This is a genomic window from Tahibacter sp., from assembly GCF_035481375.1.
Classification (GTDB): domain Bacteria; phylum Pseudomonadota; class Gammaproteobacteria; order Xanthomonadales; family Rhodanobacteraceae; genus Tahibacter.
This window is the reverse complement of the sequence record NZ_DATIGT010000252.1, coordinates 1-3,550: the sequence shown is the minus strand read 5'-3', so window position 1 is coordinate 3,550 and position 3,550 is coordinate 1. Positions and strand designations below refer to the sequence as shown.

General features: G+C 65.5%; 6 protein-coding genes and 1 tRNA gene. 3 read left to right on the top strand and 4 right to left on the bottom strand.

Annotated features, from left to right (window positions below):
* Positions 1-136: 136 nt before the first annotated feature.
* Positions 137-538, bottom strand: coding sequence for a DUF4238 domain-containing protein (locus VLF18_RS16560; RefSeq protein ID WP_325280735.1), 402 nt, complete (start codon positions 536-538; stop codon positions 137-139).
* Between the two features lie 40 nt (positions 539-578).
* Between VLF18_RS16560 and VLF18_RS16555 the strand changes: the two genes are divergently transcribed.
* Positions 579-866 (top strand): hypothetical protein, encoded by a 288-nt coding sequence (locus VLF18_RS16555; protein WP_325280734.1) that lies wholly within the window; start codon positions 579-581, stop codon positions 864-866.
* 13 nt (positions 867-879) lie between these two features.
* Here VLF18_RS16555 and VLF18_RS16550 read toward each other — a convergent pair whose 3' ends face one another.
* The 3 genes from VLF18_RS16550 to VLF18_RS16545 all read right to left on the bottom strand — a co-directional run bounded on the left by VLF18_RS16550 (position 880) and on the right by VLF18_RS16545 (position 1,695).
* Positions 880-1,227: a hypothetical protein gene (locus VLF18_RS16550; protein WP_325280733.1), complete on the bottom strand. Its 348-nt coding sequence runs from the start codon at positions 1,225-1,227 to the stop codon at positions 880-882.
* A complete protein-coding gene (locus tag VLF18_RS23175) occupies positions 1,184-1,507 on the bottom strand; it encodes a helix-turn-helix transcriptional regulator (RefSeq protein ID WP_414717237.1) in 324 nt (107 codons plus the stop codon). Before VLF18_RS23175 ends, VLF18_RS16550 begins: the two co-directional genes overlap by 44 nt.
* Positions 1,508-1,619: 112 nt before the next feature.
* A tRNA-Phe gene (locus VLF18_RS16545) sits at positions 1,620-1,695 on the bottom strand.
* A gap of 110 nt (positions 1,696-1,805) precedes the next feature.
* On the opposite strand from VLF18_RS16545, the gene VLF18_RS16540 reads away from it, so the two are divergent.
* Positions 1,806-2,390: a BlaI/MecI/CopY family transcriptional regulator gene (locus tag VLF18_RS16540; protein ID WP_325280732.1), complete on the top strand. Its 585-nt coding sequence runs from the start codon at positions 1,806-1,808 to the stop codon at positions 2,388-2,390.
* A partial coding sequence (locus tag VLF18_RS16535; protein WP_325280731.1) for a M56 family metallopeptidase occupies positions 2,383-3,550 on the top strand: 1,168 nt, incomplete at its 3' end. The genes VLF18_RS16540 and VLF18_RS16535, both read left to right, overlap by 8 nt.

Genomic DNA, 3,550 nt, shown 5'->3' with positions numbered 1-3,550 from the left:
CGCCAGGAACGTTTCCCGCCGTGTACGCTTGCGCTTGCTCGCGTACTCGCCGTCTCCGAAGCTCATCTGGTCCATCGTGCAGGCCTGCAGGTAGTGTTGTGTTATCTCAGCACAATTGAGGGGGCTTGTTCAGACCTTACCTAAACAAATCGGGTTCGGAAAAAGCAGCTTGCGCCCCTTGGATGGCCGATGTCGTTACGCCGCCGGCTATCGATCGTGCGCTATCGGTGCGCAGGATCATGTGGACGACGAACCGGCGTAGATTTAGCTCGTCACCGTCCTTGAAAGGTTGCCCCGTTCGGGCGCGGTGGATCACCGGACCAAAGTCCCGCGTTTCTGCTGCCGTGATGGAATCATCAAGGGCATTGTCGGGCGGCTCGCTATAGAAGTCGTCGTCACTTGCGATGCGCTTGATGCTCTGCGGTTTGTCAGGCGAGCGGTCTTTCTCGTAGCAAAAAACCTTTTCTCCGTCGATGCCCGGGACTATGAATCCGCGCATGAGCAAGCGCGGGATGTAGTGTTGGTTTCTACCCGCCATGTCTGGCTCCTTCAGCTACTTCTCGGCGAGAACGACGCCTATGCACACTTATCTGGAAGCTCCTGCCGCATTCGTGAACTGGCTTGACGGCGCCGCCGAATGCGCCCCGACAGCAGAGCAGGTCGAGCACGCAATGTTTGCCTTGGCAGCCAGGGCGGCCAGCCGAGGCATGACCGACGAACATTGGCTATTTGTTGTGGACGGGCTCATTGCGCACGCGAAACGCCGCTGTCCTCAGAACGAGGCGCTGCCGAACTTCGTTGCTCGAGGGATTGGTTTCTCGTCGAGATGGCCATCAATCCAGGAAGGGTCGGAAAGGCTGAACTAGCGTCCCTCGTAAATCAGAGCGGTTCCTTCCCCTGTGCGAGGCTCCTTGGCAACACCTGCTCTAGTTCCTCGGCGATGACTTGGCTCGCCGCCCACTCCGCCGCCCGCTTCAGGGCGGCCAGGTATTCATCCAGTCGCAGCCATTGCACGTCGTCGTCGTCGCTGCGCTCGTGTTGCAGCGATGCTACGAACTCAATGGGCCGCCCCGTCGTGGCCTGCACAACGAACAACCACTCCTCATCCGGCAAGGCCGAACTGAGAAAGGTCATAAACGAGGCGTGCCGGACTTTCGGTTTGCGGCCACCGCGAAATGCCGGCTCATCGAAGCCTGCTGCGGCCCAGTCGGGGGGCGAACAGGCCATCCCCCACGGGGGCGATGGTCTTGGCGGCGAGGGCGCGAGGCGTCTTCGTCGTTCCCACGCCACTCCTAACCCAGGCCACCAGTGCATCAGCGGGGTAGCGAATCAGCTTCGGACCCAGTGCCATCCACGTTGGCGGTGACACCCCGTCGGCGCGCCACTGCTGGAGAAGGCGCACCGAGCATTGGAGCAGTGCGGCGACGTCCTTTTCCGTCAGCAACAGAGGCTGCTGCGGGAAACCCGCGATCGCAGAAAAAAGTGGATCTGTGGACAGGGCTGCCATCGGCACAGGCTACCACTCGCTCAGCAGGTTTTTCGAGCGAAAAAGGGGAGCCAGAAGGGAGCCATGACATAGGCTCGACCTTCTCATTCGAAAGGGAAGTGCTTGATTTAAATGGTGGCCGGGGACGGAATCGAACCGCCGACACGGGGATTTTCAATCCCCTGCTCTACCAACTGAGCTACCCGGCCTGAGGTGTTGCTGCGTGCGGCCAGAGAGGCCGCAGCGGGAAGGCCGCGTATTAAAGCGGGGAGGGTGAGCGGAGTCAAGCGCGTTTTTCGAGGCGTACGAATCGCGTCGCATGACGACGCAGCGCGATCGGTCGGGTGCGGAATTTTCTGTCAATGAGACGACCGATCGTCTGGACGATGCTGACGCGCCGGCGCGGCCAGATGGGAGCGGCCGGCGATGCGCCCGTGACTTCCGGCCCGTTGCCCGTTGCGGCTCGTTCTACTACAACTGTAGTACGACACCTGTAGAGCTGGATGCGATGACGGCCAGACCCGACGACGATGTGGTGCTCAGCGATCTGCAGATCGCGTTGATGCGCGTGCTCTGGGCACGCGGCGAGTGCAGCACGGCCGACGTGGCCGAGGTGCTCGCGCGCGAGCGCGGCATCAAGCACACGACGGTCGCGACGATGCTGACGCGGCTGGAAAAGCGCGGCGTCGTGTCGCTGCGCCGCGATGCGCGGCAGGTCTATTACACGGCCAGCGTCAGCGAGTCGGATGTGCGCCGTTCGATGGTGTCGGAGTTGCTCGGCAGCCTGTTCGGCGGCGACGCGCGCGCACTCGTGTCGCATCTCGTGGATGAGGCGGAGATCGCGCCGGGCGATCTCGACAAACTGCGCAAGCGGCTCGCCCGCGGGGAGCGCGACCATGACTGAGTACGCGGCCATCGTCGGACTGACGCTGCTGACGCATGCCGGCGCTTTTCTCGCGCTGGCCTGGATCGCCGAACGCTTCCGCGTGCGCAGCGTGACGGCGCGCGAATATCTCTGGCGCAGCGCCGTGCTCGGCAGTCTCGCGAGTGCTGCGCTGCAGCTCTCGCTCGTACCGGCGTCGCTGCCGCTGTACCGCGTCACGCTCGTACAGCCCACTGCGATCGATCCCGCGACGACGGCGCGCGACGTGCCGCCGGCGCGGGTCGATGCCGTGCGGGCCGAGGCGCGCGCGACTTCCGGACCGACCGTTTCGTCGGTTTCCGTTGCGCCGGATGCGCCGACGGAGATGGCCGCTGCCGCGCCGGTGCGCTCGCTGCCGCCGATTGGGGAGACCGGGAGTTCGAGTTCGATGCCCGTAGACCTGACGACTGCCGTGCGAGCGGCGTTGCCCGTATTGCTCGCGCTCTGGGTGCTGGCGGCACTCTTTGCATGGCTGCGTGTCGCGCGCGGCGCCGTCTCGCTGGCGCGATGGCTGCGCGGCACGGCGCTCGTCGATGCGCAGGACTGGCGTGACGACTGCAGCGGGCTCGCCGCGTATTTCGGGCTCGTGCGAGTGCCGACCGTGCGTTGCTGCGCGGCACTCGCGAGTCCGCTCGCGACGCCGCAAGGTGTCGTCGTCGTGCCCGAGTGGGCGCTCCGCCTGCCGCGGACGCAGCGCCGAGCGCTGCTCGCGCACGAGTTTGCGCATATCGCGCGCCGCGATCCGCAGTGGCGCGTGGTGCTCGCGTTGTGGCGCGGCCTGCTGTTTCCGCTGCCGCTCGCATCGCTCGCGCTCGCGCGGCTCGATGCGCTCGCCGAGTGGCAATGCGACGCCGCGGCGGCGCGGGCGACCGGCGATGCGCGCGCGCTCGCCGCGTGCCTCGCGCATTGCCTGGAGCGCCGTCTCGATACTTCGTTTCCTGCGCTCGCGGTCGCGATGGCCGCGCCGCGTTCACCGCTGCTGCAACGTGCCGAGCGTCTGCTCGAAGGAGTCTCCATGTCTGTCGTTCCGCTGTCCTGGCGCGTCCGTCTCGCGCCGCTCGCGGCTGTTGTCGTCGCCGTGCTCGCCGTCCCCGCGTTCGTCGCGCCGGTCTCTTTCGCTGCCGAGCGCGATCGGCCTGCCG